Raw genomic sequence first — 21,238 nt, forward strand, 5'->3', positions numbered from 1 at the left:
CCTGCCACCAGACCCAGATAGCCCAGGATTTCCTTGCGGACGTTCCCGTTCAGGCTGTCGTTGTAGGCCAGGCGCACCAGATGATGGCCATCCACCGCCGCCTTCAACGCGGCGTTGTACTGGTCCGCCGTCAGGTTCAGCGCCAGGTACTGGCCGCCTTCGGCCTGCGTGCTCAGGTACGTGCCGACACCGCCCAGCGTAATCGTGGCGGTCTGCAACGACCGCACGCCCGACCAGTAGCTGTCGTACTGCGCCAATTGCGCGTTCAGGTCGGCCAGAATCTTGGCCGTGACGGTCGGGTACGCCTTCTCGGTGGCGGTGCGGGTATCGGCAAGCTCGCCATCCAGCAGCGAACCGCCGTTCAGCGTGATGTTGACGCTGCCCAGCTCCGCGTAAACGGAAGCCTGCGGGTTCGTCCAGTTCACCGGCTTGACCAGCGTCAGGTCGGCATTCAGCACGTTCTGCGACAAGTAAATGCTCTTGTCGGCCCCGGCCGGGCCGCCCGCCAGGCCCGCCTGGGCGGCGAAGCCCTGGCGCGCATTGATCGTCAGCGCCTTGGACGCCGTGCCGATGGCGCCGTAGCCCGCGTTCAGTTCGATGCGGTTGCCCGACACGACGGTATCGGTGCTGCTCGTGGACGCATGGGCGAAGATGCCGTTACGCGCCTCGATATACACCGTGCCCGCCGACGAGTTCACATACTTCAGCGTCGCCCACGAGCTATTACCGCCATCCGAGAAGTAGTTCAGACGGATGTCGTTGCGTGCTTCCGCGCGGGTGTAGCCGTTGGACCCCATCACGTTGAGCGTGATCGCGCCGCCCAGCGCGATGGCGTCCACGTTGACCTGCGCGCTGGCGCCCGTGGGCATCTGCCCGTTCACATCGCGCGCCATGATGCCGACTTCGCCCTGCATCGTGATCGATGTCGGCTTCGAGGCCGACACCGCTTCGATATGCACCGTCTTGCCGTTGCCAACGATCAGGTTGCCCGCCAGCGTGATGTCGCCATTGCTGCGAATGTAGATGGCGTTGTCGGCGTTGCTGGAGCCCATGAAGCTCAGCGTGATTTCCTGGGAAGCCGGCATGTAGAAGGTGAACAGCTCTTGCTGCTTCTTCTCGACCACCTGCGTCAAGGTCGTCGTCTTGGTGCGCAGCCAGCCGCCGCCGCTGGTGTGCGGGCCGTCGTTGCGCACGATGACGCCGGTGTTGAACTTGCGGTAGGCCACGCTGAAGACAGAGGTATCCAGCGCCGTGCCACCCGAGGTTTCCAGACGGTAATGCTTGCCGTCCGGGCCTTCGATACTGCCAGCCGCGTCTTCCACCAGCGTTTGCGTGCCGCTGCCTTCGATGGTGGTGGGCAGCAGCGCGTCGTTCAGTTTGCCGCTGGCGATCAGTTGCTGTTTCAGCGCATCCGGCACGGAATTGACGCCGTCATAGGCGACGACGGTGGACACCAGCACGGGGCGCGGCGTCTCAAACACCGTGACCGGGCCGGACTTGCTGGTGTTCTTGTCCGTCAGCCAGCCCAAGGGGTCGAAGTCGCCGAACAGGTTGAATTGCTTGGTGGTGTAGATGGTGGTGGTGGTTTCGCCCGAGCTCCAGCCCATAACCCACACCATCATCTGGCCGGCCTGGGGCTTGTAGCTCAAGGTCAGCGTCTGGCCGTCCTGCAACGAGCCGGCGGTGTTGCTCAAGCCCGCCGAGCTTTGCTGGCCGTTGCCGTTGTCGTACACCCAGATCCAGGTCAAGGGGTTCACTTCACCCGGCGTCGGCTGCACCGACACAAACTTGTTCCACACCGTGTGCACGACGTTGTTCGTGCCTTGCAGCTCGTACAGGTCTTTCTGGCCGCGCGCGGTGTCGATGATTTCGATCCGGCCGCGGCGGTAGGTGCTGACGTCGATGTCGCCCGTCACCAAGGCGTAGGTCGTCTGGTTGTCGATATGCACCGACGCGTAGCCGTTGGCCACAACCAGGTTGCCATTGCCCACCGACACGATCTGGCCGGTCAGCGAAATGCTGCCGCCCGCCAGGCGGATCGGGTCCAGGATGATGGTCTGCGTGGCGTAGTCGAAACGGCCGGTGATGGCGCCGTAACGGTTCAACGACCCGTCGGCGCTGAACGACACGCCGCTGATGGCGTAGCCGTTGCCGTCTTGCAGCGCCTTGTCCTGGTCGCCGCGGAACGAGCTGTCGATCTTGATGTAGGCGTCGGTCAGGCCGCTCTGGATCTTGCCGTCGATGTTCAGCGTCAGCGCCGAAATGCTGACCGCGCCCAGCGCGAAGATACGCGAATCACGCGCCGCCGAGTTGTTGTTCATGTACTGGGCGAAAGTGTCCAGCTTCATGTAGCCCCATTTCAGCAACACGTTCTGCATCGTGTCGCTGATACCGGTGCTGGTGCTGCCGCTCTTCAAGGCGTTGACGACGCTGGCCCAGCTGTCGTTGAGCAGCGTGGGGTCAGCGCCGGTGTTGAACCACCCGTCGCTTTGCAGGCTGAAATTGCCCTTGGCCACAATATCCAGGCTCACCGCCTGGATCGTGCCCGACACATTGATGCTGCCCAGCGTGTTGATCACCGACACCTTGCCCAGCGGGTTGACCACCGCGCCCAGCAGGCCCAGGTCCACGGGCGCGTTCGCAATCATATTGGCCAGCGATTTGTCTCTGCTGCCATCGGGCCTGATCTCGTCCAGCATGCCGCCGAACGGGTCCGCGGCCCACGTGTTCTTGACCTGGCTGATGTTGACTTCGGCCGTGTCGGCCCCTGACGCGCCCTTGACGGACACGTCGTTGATGTACAGATGGCCGGTCTTGAAGACCTTCAGCTGGCCATCGGAACCCGGCCGGATGATGGTGCCGTCCAGCACAACCGCGTCATACACGTTCATCAGCATCGGCGAATCGTTGACGATGTTGATCTGCGTGTTGGCGCGCGCGTCGATGCCCGCCTGATTCACGCCGCTGGTGTCCGTGGCGCTGACATAGACCGAACCGCCCGACGCGTACATGTCGGGGACTTCGACATAGAACGTGGAGAACGAATCCAGGTAGCGAAGCTGCCCATCCACCACCGTCGCCATCTGGATGCTTTGCAGCTGGCGCTGCAAGGCGGCGATGTTGGCCTGGTAACGCGCCACCGCCTGCGGGTCGGACGCGTGCTCGGTCTGCATCTTCGTCAACGTGCGGATCTGCTCGCTGATGACGTTCTGCTGGCTGGCGTAGCGCAGCGTGGGCATGCCCACGTCCAGGGTCTTCAGCACGAAGTACAGGCTGCCCACCTGGGCGGCCGCCGTGCTGCCGAAGTCCGTGCGCAGCGCGTCGTCCTTCTGGGCTTGCGTCGGGTTATTCAGGCGCAGCCAGTAGCTGTTGTTGTAGTTCTCGGTGGCCAGATTCAGGTCACGGCTGTCCAGGCTGTTGTAACGGTAGTAGTTGTTATTGCCGTCCGTAATGATCATGCCGGTCGTGACGTTGACCTTGATGTCGGCGGCGGTGAACGCCGTCAGTTCATAGTTCACGTCGATATTGACCGTACCGGCCGCGCCATCGAGGCTGGTCTTGCCCGCACCCAGCAGCTTTTCCAGAATCGCCTTCACGACGGCCGAGTTCGAATCGAACTTCACCGCACCGCCGGCCGCCTGCACGCCCAGGCCGGACAGGCCCAGTTCCTTCAGCAGCTCGGCCGGAATCACAAACAGGTTGGCCGCGTTGTTCACGCCCGCGATGATCTGCGTAGCGGAGCCCGTTGCCACCTTGCTGGACGTCGTGTCCACCACGCCATCGGCCAGATTGGCCGTGGGGTTCAGGTTCAGGCCGATGACCTGCACCGTGCCATTCACCTTGGCCTGGTCCAGCGTGGACGGGTTGGTTTCCAGGCGCACATTGCGCTGCGCTTTCAGCAGCGAACCGTTGGACGACACGCCGTCGATCAGCACCGTGTTGATCTGGCGCGCCTTCGCGCCGCTGTCCACGTCCGGAATCTGGGCAATGCCCACCAGCGTGAACGACACGTTGTCGTTAGCCAGCAGATAGCCAGTGGACAAGGGGTCGGACGCCTTGCCGCTGCCCGCCAGCGCCAGGATGCTGTCGGCCTCGATCGACGAATTGTCGATCTCGATGGCGTTGCGCACCGTCAGGTTGTTATTGCTGTCGGACTTGCTGAAGCTGGATACCGCCACCACCAGCAGGTCGCTGATGGTGGTCGTGACGCCGCGCGTGTTGGCCGCCATGACCACGTCGCCAAAGGCGTTGCGCAGGAAGGCCCCGTCCACCTTGACCTTGGACAAGGCGCCGTCGGTGCTCAGGTGGTTGGTCGACAGCGTGACCGAGACCCCGGACACGCCGGTGATCTTGTTGCGCTGCGTGTAGATGATGTCGTTGGTGGTGACCAGGTCCAGCATGCCCGGCGTGCCGTAGTCGCCGCGCGCGCTCACCACCGTCATGCCTGCCGACGTGATGGTGTCGCCCGCCTGGCGCGAGCCGGTGATGGTGATGGTGGATTCCGGCTTGATCGTCACCGTGTGCTTGCTGACGTCGGCGCCCGCCACCTTGACGGAATAGCCGCTCAGCGTGGACGTGCCGCGCACGGTGTTGTTGCTGCGGATGTCCAGCTTGTTGCCCGTGACTTGCGCGCCGCCGCTGATGTCGATGGCCGACTTGCCGCCGACGTCCACGTCGATCTTGCCCTGGCGGCCCGCCACCAGCGCAATCGTGCCGGCGTCCATCTTCACGTCCACCGACTGCACCTGCCCCGCCGTGACGCTGAGCAAGGTGCCGTCCACGCGGGCGTTGTTGCCGATCGACACGCGCGCGTCCAGATTCGTTGTTAGCGATGCGGAGTCGATCGACACCGTTACCCCGCCCACTTCCAGCGAACGCGCTTCGGCCAGCAAGCCCGCTTCCCCGTTGCGCTCGGTGGTAGCGCCCACCGTGATGCCGACGATGTCGCCCTGCACCTTGGCGTTGTCCACCGAGGCTTTCAGCGATCCGCCCAGGCGCGTTTCAGCGCTCATCACGCCCACGCCGATCACGCCGCCGGTAATCGCCTTGGAATAGGCGCGGCCGTAGTAAGTGCCTTGCGCATTGATGTTGACCATGCCGGGCGCCGTGCCCAGGCCGGGCGACGTCACCGACACGCCGGTCAGCACCGCGCCGTTCTTGGCTTCGGCCAGCGTCGTCGTGGCGATGTCCACCAGCGCCTTGTTGACGTTGACGGCCAGCCCCGTGGTGGCGGCCACGCCGGCCGTCTGGGTCTGGCTGAAGTCCACGCTGACCAGCGCGTTCATGTCCACCACCGGGGCGGCCACGTTGGCGCCGTCCACCGACGCCGTGGTGGTGTCGCGTGCGATGTTCTCGGCAATGCCCACGCCGACCGCCACGCCCACCATGCCGACCGCCACGCTGACTTGCGTCAGGTCGATCTGCGCGCTGACCTGAGTGTCGGCCGTGATCTCGACTTTGCCCAATGCCCCGACGTTGCCGCCGCCCGTGATCTTGGCGCTGACGTTGTTGCGGGTGTTGTTCGTGACCCGAACGCCTGCGCCCGATGCCGCGATGCCGCCGCCCACCGCAACCGATGCGGTCACGGCGTCCAGGCCCTTGAAGTCGGTCTTTTCCAGCGCCAGCACGGACACGGCGTCGTATGCGCCCACGTTCTTGCCGCTGGCGGTATTGATATAGGCGCTGACCTGGTTTTCGGCCACGCTGTCCACCAGCGTCACGGCCAGGGCCAGATTTAGGCCGAAGCTGCCCGGCACCGGCAGCGAGGCCGCCACGGCCACGCCATACGCGCCAGACTTCAGGATGGTGCTGGTGTCTTGCGCCCGCACCGTCACGGAACCTGCGCCGCCTGTCAGGCCGGCCGTCACGTCAGACCCCTGAATATAGGCGGACGTCGTGGTGGCAAAGCGGTTCGTCACCTGCACGCCCGAGCCGGCCGCCGAGCCGCCAAAGCCCGCCACCGCGACGCTGCCGGCGAAGTTGACGCTGGTCAGCGTCTCGGTGGACGTCGCCAGCACATCCACATTGCCCTTGGTGACCGTGATGGTGCTGTTGTCGATATATGCCAGCGCGCGGTTGCCGCGGCTGACGCCATCACCCGAGTACGCGCCAAACGTATTGTTGGCGATCGACACGCCGATGCTGGCCGCCAGGCCCGCACCCGTTGCGCTGACCGACACCGCGCCCGTCACCGCCGAAATGGTGGACGTGTTGTCCGCCTTGACCGACACGCCCGTGCCTGCCGTGATGGTTGAACCGGTGATATAGCCGCCCACATCGTTGGCGATGATGTGCGTGCCTTCCGCGCCCGAACCGGACACGGACACGCCCGAGAACCCAGCCGCAACCGACGCCGCCACCGACACGCCATCCAGCTTGGCGGTCTCCTTGGCCGACACGGCCACTGCGTCCGACACGTTCAAGGTGGACGCCGACACGTACGACTGCACGCTCATGGCCGCCACGTTGCTGGCCACCGAGGCGCCCACGGCGAGCGACCCGCCCGTCATGGCAAACGCCAGCGATGCGCCGATGGCCTTGGCGTCCAGCGTTGTGGTGTCTTCGGCTGCGACGGACACGCGCGTCATCTGCGCGCCTGTGCCAACGCCCGAACCCACATTCAGCACCGAATTCGCCACCGACGCTTCCACCGCGCCCAGCGCCTTGTTGCTGGCCAGCGCCACGCCCACCGACAGGGCCAGGCCCTGCGACGTGCCAGAGAGGCTGGCGCCTGCGGCGGTGGCTTTCAGCGTGGACGTGTTCGTCGCCTTGACGGAAAGGCTCTCCGCCCCGCGCACGTTGGCGTCAATCTGCGTCAGGCCGTCCACCTGTGCGCGCGTCACCGCGCGCGTGGTGTTCGATGCATTGGAACCCGCCGCCGCCAGCGCGACGCCGTTGTACGCAATGCCCACCGCGCCCGCCACCACCACGGTTTCCAGCGTCTGGATCGTGTCGGCGGTGACGTTGATGGCGCCCAGGTTCGACACCTGCGTGTTAGACAGCGTGGCGCGTGCGCCTGCATCCTGCGTGATGGTGTTCTCGGCGACCGATGCGCCGATGGCAAGCGAGCCGCCCGCCGCCGTGAAGGCCACGCTGGCCACCACGACCGTGGCCTTGATCGTGCCGCTCATGTCGGCATCAATGGTCAGCGCGTTGGCGCCGTTGCCGTTGATGCGCGAGCCGTTCATTACCGCGGTTGCAGACGAACTGATCACGTTGCGCGCATCCGCGCCGCCGCCTGCCAGCGAAATGCCGCCCAGGCCCACGCCCACGGCAATCGATGCCGCGACCGACACGGTATGAATGCTGGCCTTGCTGTCCGCCTTCACGGTAATGGCCGGCGCGTTGACGAAGTTCACCCCGTCAACCTTGGCCAACGCTGCGTTGCCCACGTCGTTCTGCGCCAGCGATGCGGCCACCGACAAGGACGCCGTTGCGCCCAGCGACACCGCCACCGTAATCGCCACGGCAGCAATCGTGCTGTCGATGCGCGCCACGTCCATCGCCACGACCGACACGCTGGCCGCGTTCCAGGCATGCGCCTGGTTCTGGTCCGTGATGCGGGCAGTGATGCCCGTCTTGATCTTGTTGACGGCCCGCGCGCCTGCGCCTGCCCCCGACACCGCCAGGCTCGCGCCGTCCACGATGGGCGGCGCGTAGGCCACCGACACCGCCACCGCGCCCGCCACCACCACGGCGTAGATGCTTTGCTGCTGGTCGACGCTGCCGTCGGCCTTGAACGTGGCGTTGCTGGCGTTGACGCGCACCGCGCCCGCCGTCACCGTGCTGCCGTCGATGGACGCCACGATCTCATTGACCGGACGGCCCGCGCCCAGCGCCACCACCTGGCCCGCGCTGTTGACGTCGTAACCGATGACGTTTTCGGCCATGGCGACGCCGATGGATGCCGAGGCTGCCGCGTAATGGCTGACCGACACCGAGGCCGACATGCCCAGCACCACCGCATTGATCTGCGACAGACCCAGCGCCAGCACATCCAGCGCGCCCAGCGTGTTGCCCGCGCCAGACGTGTTGATGATGGCGTCCGCAATGCCCGCCTGCACGCTGGCCGAAATCACGTTGCGCGCCAGCGCGCCGCCGCCACCAATGGCGGCATTGGCGCTATCGCCCACCGACACCGCAACGGATGCGCCCAGCACCACCGACGTGATGTCGGCCTGTTGCGTGGCGCTGACGGTCAACGCCGCACCGCCTGTTTCCACCGTGCCGCCCTGAATGTGGGCATGCACCGTGTTGAAAACCTTGTTGACCGCCACGCTCGTGCCCACCGCAATGGCCACGCCCGCGCTGCCGGCCTGCACGCTGACCGCCCCGCCAATGGCGATGGCGGTGATGGCCGCGCTATCGCTGGCGGACACGGTCACGCCCTGGCTGCCGCCGCGCGTGCGAATGACGGAGTTGTCCACCAGCGCCTTGACGACCGTGCTGATGTCGCTGATAGCGACCGACACGCCCACGGACGCGCCCGCGCCCATGCCACCTGCCGACACCGCCACGGCCAACGCACCGGCCACGGTGACGATGCTGCCGGTATTCTCGGCGTTGACGCGCACGTCGCCGTCCATGACGCCGCCCGCCTTCGGGTCGACATTGCGCAGCGTCGCCTCGACCGAGCCGCCGATGGTGTTGCCGCTGCCCGCGCCCGCGCCGGCCCCGGCGAAGCCCTGGCCCACGGCCACCGCCGCCGCCACACCGATTGATGCCGACACGATGCGCGAGTCATTGATTGCGTCCACGGCGATGCCGTTGGCCGAGCCGATCTGCGTGCGCAGGCTCGCGTCGTTGGCCGACGTGCCATCAATATAGGCACGCGTGTTGTTGCGCACCGTGTTGTCGGTGGCCGATACACCGGCCGCAATGCCCGCGCCGCTGCCCGGCGACACCGCCACGCCCAAGCCGCCCGCTACCGCCAGCACATAGCCGTCGTCGCGCGCTTGCACGGCCACGCCCGGCGCGCCGCCCGAGGACAAGGCCTCGACCAGACGCGCGTTGCGGATGCCGGCTTCCGTTTTGCTGTTGACGCGGTTGATCGACACCGCGCCGCCCACCGACACCGCCGCTGTGCCGACGGCCACGCTGCCGGCCACCGTCACGTTGTGGATCTGGCCGGTAAACAACGACGCCACCTGCACGTGCGCGCCGCGCACGGCACCCTGCGTGTCGCGGATCAAGGCCGACACCGAATGCTCGCGGGCCGTGCCAGCGGGCGCGCCGCCCACGTAGTTGTAAGACAGGCTGGCGCCCACCGCCACGCCCGCGCCTTGCGAGCCCAGGCCCAGCGCCACCGCGCCCGCCAAGCTGTTGATGGTGGACGCATCATTGGCTTGCACCACGATGTCGCCATCCGCCACCACATCCTGGCCGCTGACGGTATCGCCAATTTCTGCCGTGATGGTGTTGGCGATCCAGTTCAACACCGCCGACCCGCCAAAGCCCACATTGGCGTCGGAGCTGCCCGCCGCCACCGCGCCGCTGACCGCCATCGCGGAAATCTGCGCGTTCAGGCCCGGCGACAAATCATCGGGCTTGGCGAAGGTGGCCTGCACCACGATGTCGCCCGCCGCCGACAGCGACGAGCGCACCGCGCCCGCATACACCGTGTCGAAAATCTGGTTCACGGCAAACGCCATGCCGGCCGCGACGCGGCCTCCCACCGACACCGACACATTGCCGGCCAGCGCCGAAATGCTGGCCATGTCGCGTGCGGCGATACGGATATCGCCCGTGGTCGCGGTGACCGCGGCGTCGCGAATCTGTGCGTGTACCGTGTTCTGGATCGTGTTGACGGCCACCGAGCCGCTGACCGCCACGCCCGCGCCACCCGCCAAGCCCACCGACACGTTGTAGATGCTGGCGCGTTCTTCGGCGCGTACCTGAACGGAATCCGCCGTGACCGTCGCCGAGGCAATGGCGGCGCGCACGTTGTTGCGCATGTCCGCCACCCCTACCGACGCGCCTATGGCCGCCGATGCGCCTTGCGTCAGCGAAATGCCCAACGCGCCCGTGGCGGTAACGATGCGGCTGGCATCCTGCGCCGATACCGACACCGCGCCGCTGTCCGCCAGCACCTTCGTGCCGGCCGCCGCACCCGTGTTGTCGATGATGGCGGTAACGTCCGCGCGCGACAGGTTCACGCCGATGGCGCCCGCGCCGCCCAGGGACTTGCCGCCCGCGCCGGCCACGGTAATGCTCAGCATGCTGTTGGTCAGGGCATGGCCCTGCGTCAGCGAACCGATGTCCAGCGAAATCAAGCCGCCGGAGGTGATGCGATCCACCGCTTTCTGCAAGCTGATGCCGCCCGCGCCAGTCGTGGCGCCCAGCTGCATGGCGATGCCGTCTTGGGCATTTTCCAGCGAGCTGGCCAGTTGGTAGCGGAACGTGCCGCCCTGCGAGGCGTTGATCACGTAATAGCGCTGGCCGTCGACCAGGCCAGCGATGTTCGTGCCTTGGCTGCGGTAGATCACGGTGTCGCCCGTGGCCAGGCCCGCGTCGGCGGCGAACGTGAAACTGTTTTCGCCCGCCACCTGCGTCTTGCCGCTGCTGGCGGACAGGGTCGCATCCGTCGGCGTGCCTTGCGTGATGCTGGTGTTCTCGGTGCCGTCGCTGCCCGTGCTGGTCGTCGTTTGCGAGGTCTGGCGCTGCAATTCCACTTGCGTGAATGCGATCATCGCGTCGGGGTTGACCGAGACCGGCTTGCTCTGCGCGTCCAGCACCTTGTTGCCGGCCGCATCCGTCAGGAAATACTCATAGCGCTTGGTGCCGGTGTTGAACTCGGCCACGTAGCCCAGCGCAGCCAGCGTCACGGCCGCGCCGTTCACGTCCTTGAAGCGCAGCGTGGTGCTGTCCACCACCTCAACCACGTACACGCCGTCATTCGCCAGGCCGGTCAGCACGCCATTGGCGCCCACGCTGACCACCACCTTGTCGCCCGTGGCCAAGCCGTGCGCCTTGGGCAAGGTCAGGCTGCCATCGGCATTCAGCACCGCGCCCGCGGGGTTGTTCACGCTGAAGCGCTGCAAGGCGCTGCCCACCGTGGCGCCGGACAAGTCGATCAGGTTGCCCTGGCCGTCGCGCAGCTGGAACGAGGTCTGATCGGCGCTCAGGTTGACCACGTAATAGGTCACGCCCACCTTCAGCACGTCCTTGCCTTGAGCCAGGATGCGGTTGGCCAGCACGTCGTCGATCTGGCCGTTGCTGCCCACCGACCCGCTATACACGATGGCCGAACCTTCCTGCACGCCCGCGAACGGCGCGTTCAGCGTCAGCGTGTTGGTGGCGGGGTTCAGCGTCACGCCCGCATCCACGCCGTGGAAGGGTTGCAGGTTGACGCTGGTGGAATTCTGCATGCGCACGTGGGCAAAGCCCACGGCGCCAAGATTGCTTACGCTGGAGAATTGCAGCGCCTTGCCGCGCAAGGCGTCTTCCTGCGTGTCCGCCAGCTGAATAACGGCTTCGCCATTGGCGGCCTCGCGGCGGATCACGTAGTACACGCGATCGTTGCGCAGGCTGGAGCCATCGGCCAGCTTGATGTTGGCCGCGCCCGCGCTCAGGTAAATGCCGTCGCCGGTTTGCCACCCTGAAAACTCGCCGCCCGTGCTGCCCGTCTGGCCGGGCATGCCCGCGTTGCCGCTTGTGTCTTGCGTGCCGTTGATGACAGCGGCGGCGTTGCCCGTAAAGGTCAGCGTGCTGCCGCCCTGGTCCACCTTGATGTCGTTGCCGCCCACCGACAGCTGGTCGCCGCCGTTGAGTTGCGCATTGCCGCCCGCCGCCATCGGGTCCACCAGGCCGGCGAACACGTTGACGTTGCCGGCCACCGCATGCACATCGCTGCGCAGGATGGCGGCCGAGACCTTCGGGTTGGGCGTTGCGCCCGCGTTGTCCGCCACGTCCACGGTCGTGACTGCCGCGCCGGAATCGGCCAGCGTGGTGTTGTTGAAGCCCAGCAGGTTGCGGTCAAAGGCGGTGTTGCCGCCCATGATGTTGACCGCCACGGCCAGGCCCACCGCCGCGCCTTGCGTAGCGATGGAACCCGCGACCGTGATGGCGTACAGCGCGGAGGCATCCGAGGCGTTGACGCGCACCGCGTCGCCCGTGAAGCCCGTCTGGCTGCCCGCCTTGATGGTGCTGCCGCTGATGCGCGCTTCGGTTGCGCCGCGCATCATGTTGACGTTGACCGCGCCGGCCAACGCCAGATTCTTGGACAAGGCGCCTGCCGCGCCCACCGACACCAGCAACGGCGACGAATGCGCCGACACATCCACCTTGCCGGCCACATCCACGTCCGCGTTTTCAATCAACGCGCTGGCGCGCGAGCTGACTTCGTTGACACTGACCGATGCGCCCGCCGCGACCGAACCGCCCGCCGCCACCGCCACGCCGCCCGTCACCGCAACCAGCGTGTTGTTCTCGGTGGCCGTCACCGTCAACGCCGTAGCGTTGATGCTGCTGCGCGCCACCACCGCGCCATTGGCGTCGTAGCGCGGCAGCACATAGGCCGCCACGGCAGAGCTCACGCGGTTCACTTGTATGGAGCCCGCGCCCGCGAACTTGGCCGTGCCCATGCCCACGCCGACGCCCACCGCGCCGCCGCCCAAAGACGACGTGTCTTCGGCGCTGATCTTCACTGCGCCGTGGCCCTGGGTATCCACGGTCGAGCCCTGGATGCCCGCCGTGACCGCGTTGCCGATCTCGTTGTAGCTGATGGCGATGCCCACGCCCGCCTTCTTGCCCACCCCCGCCGCGCCGGTAATGGCCACCAGCGTGGTCTTGTCCTGCGCCGTGACGTTGATGTCGTGGTTGCCGGTGGCCGCGCCGCTATGCGTGACCGTGCTGTTGATCAGATAGCTTTCAATGCGGTTGGACACCACGTTGACGGACACCGAGCCGCCCACGCCCGCGCCATCGCGCGCCATGCCCAATGCGCCGGCAAAGCCGACGACGACCTGGGTGGATTCCGCCGACACGTCGATGCGGCCCGTGTACAGCAGGTCCGTCACCTGGCGGATGCCCGCCTCGACATTGCTGGTGCTGACATTGACCGCAATGGCCGCGCCCACGCCCGCCTTGCCGTCCGTCGTCGCCACGGCGCCCGCCACGGTGGCCAGCACGCTCAGGTCGCGCGCTTGCACCGTGATGTCGCGCGCCGATACCTTGGCCGCGTTGCTCAGCACGGCGATGTTGGCGTAGTCCGCCACGCCCACGGCGGCCGAGCCGGCCACCGCCACGCCCTTCTGCCCCTTCGCCCCGGCCATGCCGGCCGCGATGGTGACCGCCACGCCCGTACGACGCGCGGCCAGAGCCAGATTGGCCGTCACCGCCAGTTCCCCCACCGCCATCACTTCGGCACGGGCTTCGCCGCCCAGCATGTTCATGCTGTAGGCGCCCGCGATGCCCACGTTCGACTTCGCGGTGTCCGACTGCGCCAACGCCGCCGAGCCCGACAGCGCCAGCGCGTGCGTGTTGTTCAATGCCGTGATCGACGCTTCGCCGCCGATCTTGATGACCATGCCGGCCGCGTTGACGTAGGCCTGGGCAAAGTCGCTGACCATGTTGACGGCCACCGCGCCCGAAATCGCCACGCCCGCCTTGGACGGCTGGCTGCTGGCCCCGCCGCCCGCACCGCCGCCCGTCGCCGCGCCCGCATCCTGGGTCAGTTCGCCGACCTTGCTGCTCAGTTCCTCCAGCTTGGTCGACACATCCGTTGACGACGACCCGTCGCCCTGGCTGCCGGGCAGCTTGATGGCCGACGTATCGGTGCCACTGCCGCCGCTGCTGCCGCCACTGCCACCGCTGCCGCCCGTGCCTGCGCCCGTGCCCGTTCCCGCACCCGCCACGGGGCTCGACACCCGCGAGCCGGCCACGGCGAAGTTGCCGACAAAGCCCTTGTTTTCTGCCCGCACCGACAGCGACGCGGCCGAGAACGAACCGGCCGGCAAGCCGGTGGGCGCGCCATCGGACACGCGCAGCGTGTCGCCGATCAGCGCCTGCGTCCAGCGGTTCACATCATTGATGGACACGCTCATGCCCACGCCCGCCGCCTGCGAACTGGCGGCGGCACCCGCAATGGTGCCAACCCACGTGGCGTCTGTCGCCTGGATGACGGCCGCGCCGCTGGCGTCCACCGTGGCGCCGCGCCCCACCTGCGCCAACGTTGTCGCGCTGGTCGAATTGACCAGCACCACGCCGTTGACAGCCAAGGTCTTCGCCTGGCCGCCCGAGGCGCCCAAGGTCACCGAGATCAATTCGTTGTCGGCGTTGACCGTCAGCTTGCCGGTGTTGATCACGGCCGTATCGCTGACGACCGCGCGCGTGTCGTGCTTTGCGGCGTTCACGTACACCGACACGCCAATCGCCGAGCCTTCCTTCGAGCTGCTGCCGTAGTCAAAGCCTTGGTACTTGGGCGTCAGGAAGCCCTTGGCCAGGTCCTTGCCGTAGCTCATGCGGCTTTGGCCGTCCGCCTTGGGATCGGCCTTTTGCAACGACTTCGCCCCGCCGATGGATATCGACGGCAGGATGATGTTGCCCACCAGATTCAAGCGTTGCGAGGAATTCTCGGCGTCAACCGTGACATCCCCGGCCGCGCCGCCCGCCAGGCGCGTGTCGATCTTGCCCGCCACGTTGGCGAGCGTCTTGGTGTCTTGCACCAGCACGGTGAAGGCGCCCGACAGGGCCAGCTTCTTGCTCTTGGCGGTGGCGCTGGCCCAGCTGCTGAAGCTGGACGAAATGCCGCCCGTACTGGTCAGCGTGGCTTGCAGATTGTTCAGGAAGCTGGTGGCGGCAGCGCTAGCCACCGACATTTTGGCCGTCGTGCCATCAGCCGCGTTCCACTTGGTGTCGATGCCGTCAAACGGCGCGTACAGGTTCACCAGCCACAGCTTGTTCGGGTCGATCTGATTCAGCGTGCTGGCCGTCGCGGCCACATCGCCACCATTCGTGGCGATGGTGGCCAGGTTGCTGATGCTGGATTGCGTCTTGACGTCGTCAATCCCGATGATCACCGCGGCCGCAGCGCCAAAGTCGGAGCCGTCCGGCCCCGCCGCGCGTTCCGGCTGATTGGTGGTCAGGTTGTTTTTCTTGTTCAGGAAGGCCTGCTTGTCGGCGATGGCCTGGTCATCCACCCCGCTCATGACCGTGAGCTTGGTGTTGTACTGCGTCACCGCATTGACGGTGACATCGCCGCCCGCCGTGGTGACCGTGGCGGCGTTGATGCCGTTACCGATGCGGGCGGTCGTCGTGATATTGCTCATCGACATGCCCAGCGCCGCGCCCACCTGGAACTCGGTGGACGGTTCGTCGATTTCCTTCTGGATGTCGGAGTCGTACTTGGCGCGGTCCTCGAAATCTTTTTCCTGCTTGATCTGCGTGATCTTGTCGCCGAACTTGCCGCCGCGGCTATCGGATACCAGCGCGCTGAAGAAGCTCTTCACGTACTGCGTGCCGGTGCCCAGGCCGCTTAGCGCACCGCCCACCACCGGGGTAACGGTCTTGGCGATGGCGGCGTTCTTGGCTTCAAGCTGCGCCGACGACAGGTAGTCGCTGCCCGTTGCGGCACGCCCGCCCAGAATGGTCTTGACCGCAATGGCGCTGCCCGTGTCCACGGCTTTGGCTTCAACGGTGACGTTGCCCGCGTTGCGCGTCACGATCGTGCCGTCCATGAAGGCTTCGGTGGTGAGCTGGTTGTAGGCAAAGCCCACGGCCACGCCCACCTTGGCCACGCTGGCCTTGTACTTGCCGGTTTCTTTCGACGGGTCGATCTTGCCGTCCGCGCCCTTCACCGGCTGGGTGTCGTCGCTTTCGGCCATCGCGCCATTGGCGGAAATCGAAATCGTGCTCTTGTGGTTCGTGATGGCCTGAATGGTGACGTCGCCGCCCACGCCGCTGACGGTGCTGGCCGTTGGGTTCGCGGTGTGCTGCAAGCCGGTTTCCAGGCGCGCGGACGCACCGATATGCACCGTGGATTCGCTCAGCACAACCGCCACGCCCACGCCGATCACGGCCGGCACGGCGCCCATATGCCCCGGCAACAGGGCAATGGACATCTCGTTGGTGACTTCAGACTTGATGGTGATGGCCTTGGAGGCAATCACCGTGCCTTGCACGTCGATGTTTGAATAGTTTTGCAGCACACCGACCGCAATGCCGGCGATCTTGGCCACCAGCGGGCTCAGCGTAACCGTGGCCGACGAGGTGGACGTGATCGTCACATCGCTGTTGGACACAAGCCGCGCCTGCGTGCCGACATTGATGGACGACTTATAAGTGATGCCCGCCCACGACGCCATGGCGCTGGCGCCGTCCAGGAACTTCATCAGCGCGTCGAACGCGGAGTTCACGCCACCGGCCAAGGTGCCCAGGATGCCGCTCTGGTTGGCGGCGTTCTTGATCAGCGGGTCCAGATCGTAGTCTTTGCTGTCGATCTTGGTCGTCAGGCTGACGCCCGACCCGCCCGCGTCCTTGGCCCACAACGTGGCGTTATTGATGGTGATGCGGGTTTCCAGCGTGTAGATCTGGGCGAAGCCACTGCGCCACGGGCGGTAGCGCTGCGCCGCCAATTCGACGGCGCCTGCCGCCAGCACGATGTTCGCGCCCGACGTCGCACCCACCGTAATCTTCTCGCCTTCCAGCCGCAGGGTATGGGCATTGTCCAGCGTGATGTCAGTGAGTACCGAGAACGATTGGCCACGGATGGTGACGTTGCGGCCCGTCACGGTGAGCGCCGTGTCGACCGTGCCGTTGCCGATGTCCAGCACATAGTCCAGCTTGTCGGTGTTGGCGCCCATCGTCACGCCGACAATGCCGCCGGTGTTCGAGATCAGGTTCGACAAGGCCGTGCCCGCGCCCAGCGCCATCACTTGCAGGCTGTTGCCCGACCCCGTGTTTGCCGCCAGCGACACCGTGACCGTGCCTGCCGTGGTGTCGGCAGGCTGCGTCACCACGAACGAGACGTTGCTGGTGTTGCCCATCAACGTGTCGTAACCGCCGCTGGTCGCCAGCGTGACGGGTTTGCTCCAGGTGGACGCATCCAGCGTGGTCGCGCCCGTGGTGTTGGTGGCGATGAGGGTGGCGTCAGAGAACGAATTTCCGCCAAAGTTCACAATCGACGTGCTGGCGCCGCCATTGTCGTAATGCACGTTCCCGTTGCTCAGCACCGCGCCCACGCTGGTGTTGACCACCAGGTGATTGCTTGCCGCGGTTTGCGTCTGGATGTTGTTGCCCGCGCCGGTGTTCAGCGCGGCTTGGCCATAGTTGACAACAAAGGTGTTGTCGCCGCCGCCCGAACGGATGGTGGAATTCGTGCCCGCCAGCACGAACTCCGTCTGATGGCCAATCGCCAGCGCCGCGCCGGTCAGAACACCGCCGCTGGTGGAGCTGCTTTGCAGCTGCCCCGCCGCAATCAGGCCCAGCTTGTAGGCCGCATCCGACAGGCTGACGGTGGAGTTCGACACCGTGCCGTCGGCGTTCAGCGCCGCCTGCATGCCCGGCGCCAGCGAGAACACGCCCGAGAAACCGGCCGCAATCGCGTCCTGGCTGTAAGCCACCTGCAAACGCCCTTGGGCATCCAGGCTGGCCGTCAGCGCGTACAAATAGTCCCAAGGCGTGGTCTTGTCGGTATCCGGAATCAGCTTGCCCGCGTTCGGGCCGCTGACGGCGATGCGCAAGGGTTCGCCCGCCGCGTTCACCATGACGCCCGCGCCGATGGCGTCCAGCAGGTCTTGAATGGTGCGCACGCCTTCCAGGCCGACATCGACCCGCGCATTGGCGTGGTTGGGGAACACGAACGCCAGCGCCGGGCCTTCAGCCGGCGTGTAGCCAGACGTCAAATCCGCCAGATAGGTCTGCGTGGTGACACCGGTGAAGGCGGTGGTGTCCACGGTGTTGGCCGTTGCCCCGCCCTGCACCACAAAGCGGAAGTCATTCACGTTGGTGAATGCGCTGTTGACGGTGACGCCGCCCGTGCTGATCGCGACCTGGCTATTGTTCAGCGTGACGTTCTTGCCGCCCGTGGACAGCTCGATGGTGTTCGAACCGGCCGAGCCGATCACTTGCGTGGCGTAAGCGTTGCTGATGACGAAATAGTTCGACAGGCCGGCCACGCCGTCCAGCACCGCCGTGCCGGCGAAGCGCGAGGTGTCGATCCAGTTGCCGTATTCGCCGCTGACGATGCGGGCGCTGGTGATGCCGGTGTAGGTGGAGGCGGTGGCCTGCGTTTCGCTGGCGGAACGCTTGATCCAGGTGGTGCCGCCCGTTTGCTCGAACGACACGTAGCCCACGCCGCCCGTCGCGGCCATCTGCGCAACATAGCCCGCGCCGTCAGTACCCGTCAGGCCATCGGCCGCCACAACCAGTTCGGTCGTAGCGTTGGCGCCCGTGCCGCCCGTGATCGCGTAGCGGCCGCCCAGCAGCATGATCTGATGCTTGGTATTCGCGCCGGAGCCGGACTTGATGACGCCACCGGCCATCAGGCCGCTGACCAGCACCGTGTTGCCGCTGAAGGCCGACGCGTCAATCAGCGTCGAACCCAGGCCGCCGTTCAGGCGCGCATCGCTAAAGATGCCGTGCAGCGTGTTCGTCAGCACCGGATTCGCCTGGCCCGCCGCCAGCGCCGTGCCGTCCGTTTGATACGTGGCCGACAAGCCCGTGTTCGTCAGCGTGAAATTCCACTCGCCGTTTTCGTCCAGCGTGTTGCTGAGCGAGCCCGCCTGCGCCCAGAGCTCGTTGGCGCCCTGGTAGCCAGTAAATGTGTTGTGGCCCAAGCCGCCCTTCAGGACGTTGGCGCCTGCGCTGCCGATCAGAGTGAGATCGCCGCGATAATTCGTGCCGTCCAGCGTGACGATGGTGCCCGCGTGCGCGGCCGTGCCGGCCGCTGCGGTGGGGTCAATGGTGCGATAGTCCTGCAAGGTCACGGCGTTCACGCCGCGCAGGGTCACCGTCGTGGCGGCTCCCGCGCCCACGGGCGTGTTCGTCAGCGTGGCCGAGGTCTTGTCGCCGCTGAGGGTGGCGTTGCTGTCCACGCCCGCGATGTATTCGGTGGCGCCGCCCGTGGCCAGATTGCCGATCACCAGATCGTTGCCGCCGCCCCCGCTGATGCGGTTCTGGCCGCGGCTGTTGGCCACGGTAATGATGTTGTCGCCCAGGCTGCCGACGATGTCGTTGCCGTAGGTGCCGCCCGCGCCAATGACGTTGCTGATGTTCAGCACGCCGGCCATGCCGCTGGCGTCGTACAGGCCGGTGTTGCCGTCCTGGAAGTTCAGGTTGACGGTGACGTTGTCTTCATAGGCCGAGTAGTCCAGCGTGGTCTTGCCCGCCACGCCGAAGAACATCTGCACATCAAGATTGCTGACCAGCGCAGTGGCGCCGTTCAGGTTGTTGATGGTGCCGTCGGCGGCCACGCCTGCGCCCAGGTAAACGGAAATGCCGCCACTCGTTTGCACGCGGGCAGTGACGTCAACGCCATATTGGGAGAGGTCCAGCGTGTTGCCGCTTTGGCCAGCCTGCTGGGTCAGGGTGAAACCGATGGCGCCGCCTGCAACGATGTAGGTGTTGCCGCCGCCGCTGCCGCTGATGATGTCTTGCGAATTGTTGATGGTGACGGTGGTGTCGCCCACCACCGTAATCTTGTTGCCGCCCTGCGTCGAACCTTTGACTCCGCTGATCGCGCGCACATAGCCGAATCCGGTCGGCGGCGGCGGCGGAACTTCTTCGCCATTGGCGTCCGCCGTGGGGCCGGACAGGTCCACCGTGATGCCGGTGGCGTACCCGCTGTAATCCAGCAAGGTCTTGCCGTCCAGCGCCGTGCCAATCAGGTTGAAGGTCTTGCCGCCGATCTTCAGGCTTTGTGTGCCGTCGGCCGACTTGAACACCACGTTCACGGTGTGCTGCGTCCAGACGTTGGCGGCATCCACCGTCGAATACTGAATCTGGTAGGCGTCGTCGTTGCTGATGATGGCGGTGACGTTGCCCTTGATGGCCGAGAAGTCCAGCGTGTTGTTGCTGTTCTCGTCGTCGTCGTTGCGCACCCAGACGCCGTTTTCCTGCTTCATGCCCTGACGCACTTCGATCGTCGTGACAGCAGCGGTGGAGCTGTTGTTGAAGACGAAGGTGTTGTTGCTGCCGTAGCCGATCAGGTGGTCGTTGGTGGCCACGCCCTGCAAGGTTGAGCCGCCCGATTGCAGGCCGGTGGCGCTGGCCATCACGCCGTTCCAGCTGGCGACCGTGACCGAGTTGGTGTCGATGACGCCGTTGCGGTAGTCCAGCACCCAGTCGCCGCCCAACGCGGCGCTGCCGACCGTGTGCGTCGCGGCGGCCACGTCTGCGCGCGTGATGGCGGACAGGCTGTCCACGAAGGCGATGCCGCCCTTGCCGGCGGCCACGTTGCAGCCGTACAGCAGCAGGTCGCCGTCGTCAGACAGCGCGTCGCCCCAGGCGCGCAGCTGTTCCTTGTAGGTGTCGAGCTGGCCTTCGCCCAGCGTGGCGGTGCCCAAGGTCAGCGACCCGGCGCTGCCGTGGCTCATGATCTGCACCGCAGCCAGATCCTTGTGCTGGCCCAGAATCTGCGTGATCTGGTCCACGCCGTCGTAACGGCCGTCCAGCACGATGATCTCGGTGTCGTGCGCGCGCAGCACCTGCACTTGCGGGCCTTCGCCCGTGGGCTTGATCAGGCCGTCCAGGCCTTCGGTCTTGCCGCTGATCAAGCCGTACAGGCCTTGCACGATCTGCTCGGCGTTATCAACGGCCGGGTCCACGAAGATGATCTGGCGCACCGGCGTCTGTTCAGACTGCGTGGTGTAGCCGGCAATGTTCGCCGCCAGCGCCGACGGCTTGGCCGCGTTCGCTTCCTGCCCGGGCAGCCACGCCTTGGCGTCGCCCTGGCGCGTGGCGTTGGCCTTGGCGTACTGGTCCAGCGTCAGCATCTCGCTGTGCTGCGCCACGGCCTTGAAGGCCGCGCGTTCCACCAGGTAAGGATGGGTGCCGGGCGCGGTGGGCTTTTTGCCCTGATGCGCGCCCGCTGCGGGATCGGCCGGCGCCACGACGGGCGCCTGGTCGCTGGTAGGAGGCGGCGGCGGCACGAGCAGGTCGGCCGACATGAGATAACGGCGCTCCAGCGCCTCGAAGAGTGGCCGCCTGCGGAACAAGGATTGCTGCACCTCGCGAGAGGAACGGCCGGTCCACAGTTTGCGCGCCAGTTTCTTCATGCTCATATCGTCGCTCGACATTTGTT

At 66.2% G+C, this 21,238-nt stretch carries 1 protein-coding gene (cut by a window edge); it reads right to left on the reverse strand.

Features of this window, described 5'->3' with window-relative positions:
* Nucleotides 1–21,218: the 5' portion of a DUF4347 domain-containing protein gene (locus AC1DB0_RS02200; protein ID WP_476756687.1), read on the reverse strand. The gene continues 11,173 nt to the left of window position 1, outside the view; 21,218 of the gene's 32,391 nt are visible here — the first part of the coding sequence; its start codon is at nucleotides 21,216–21,218; its stop codon lies beyond the left edge, outside the window.
* Between the last annotated feature and the right edge of the window lie 20 nt (nucleotides 21,219–21,238).

The organism is Achromobacter sp. 10T422 (assembly GCF_056394065.1).